The 1,389-nt window shown below is 51.3% G+C and carries 2 tRNA genes and 1 other annotated feature; both genes read left to right on the top strand.

Annotated elements, in window-relative coordinates:
- Nucleotides 1-974 (top strand) — a sequence feature (16S ribosomal RNA rRNA prediction is too short).
- A gap of 122 nt (nucleotides 975-1,096) precedes the next feature.
- Nucleotides 1,097-1,170, top strand: a tRNA-Ile gene (locus NSP_RS15760).
- 83 nt (nucleotides 1,171-1,253) lie between these two features.
- Nucleotides 1,254-1,326 (top strand) — tRNA-Ala (locus NSP_RS15755).
- Nucleotides 1,327-1,389 lie beyond the last annotated feature (63 nt).

Below are 1,389 nucleotides of genomic sequence, written 5' to 3'. Positions count from 1 at the left end.
ATTGGGCGTAAAGGGTCCGCAGGTGGCTATGTAAGTCTGCTGTTAAAGAACCTAGCTTAACTAGGTAAAAGCAGTGGAAACTACAAGGCACGACAGGGGATTAGGGGNNGATCNGTGAGCGTGAATGCGTAGATATCAGGAAGAACACCAGTGGCGAAGGCGCTCTACTAGGCCGCAACTGACACTGAGGGACGAAAGCTAGGGGAGCGAATGGGATTAGATACCCCAGTAGTCCTAGCCGTAAACGATGGATACTAGGCGTGGCTCGTATCGACCCGAGCCGTGCCGGAGCTAACGCGTTAAGTATCCCGCCTGGGGAGTACGCACGCAAGTGTGAAACTCAAAGGAATTGACGGGGGCCCGCACAAGCGGTGGAGTATGTGGTTTAATTCGATGCAACGCGAAGAACCTTACCAAGACTTGACATGTCGCGAATCTCTCTGAAAGGAGAGAGTGCCTTCGGGAGCGCGAACACAGGTGGTGCATGGCTGTCGTCAGCTCGTGTCGTGAGATGTTGGGTTAAGTCCCGCAACGAGCGCAACCCTCGTTTTTAGTTGCCAGCATTAAGTTGGGCACTCTAGAGAGACTGCCGGTGACAAACCGGAGGAAGGTGGGGATGACGTCAAGTCAGCATGCCCCTTACGTCTTGGGCTACACACGTACTACAATGCTACGGACAAAGGGCAGCTACACAGCAATGTGATGCAAATCTCACAAAACCGTAGCTCAGTTCAGATCGCAGGCTGCAACTCGCCTGCGTGAAGTCGGAATCGCTAGTAATTGCAGGTCAGCATACTGCAGTGAATTCGTTCCCGGGCCTTGTACACACCGCCCGTCACACCATGGAAGCTGGTCACGCCCGAAGTCGTTACCCCAACTGTTCGCAGAGGGGGATGCCGAAGGCAGGACTGGTGACTGGGGTGAAGTCGTAACAAGGTAGCCGTACCGGAAGGTGTGGCTGGATCACCTCCTTTTAGGGAGACCGAATCCACTCAAACATCGAAAGCAAATCGCAATTAGATACTGAGTTGGTCATTCCTAGGTCGGTCGCGAATATTTGTTGAAGCTCTCAAACTATAGATTTGGTTCGGATAATGGGCTATTAGCTCAGGTGGTTAGAGCGCACCCCTGATAAGGGTGAGGTCCCTGGTTCGAGTCCAGGATGGCCCACCTGAAATCAGTTAACAGTCAACAGTCAACAGTAGTCAGTAAAAAGCTGATAACTGGTAACTGATACCTGATAACTGACTGATGGGGGTTTAGCTCAGTTGGTAGAGCGCCTGCTTTGCAAGCAGGATGTCAGCGGTTCGAGTCCGCTAATCTCCACCTTGTGTAAAAATCGCAAAAAAATCATATCGTTGATTGTCAGATCAGACAAAAAATAGATAT

The organism is Nodularia spumigena CCY9414, assembly GCF_000340565.2.
Lineage (GTDB): Bacteria > Cyanobacteriota > Cyanobacteriia > Cyanobacteriales > Nostocaceae > Nodularia > Nodularia spumigena.
This window is presented reverse-complemented; position numbering and strand designations above follow the sequence as displayed.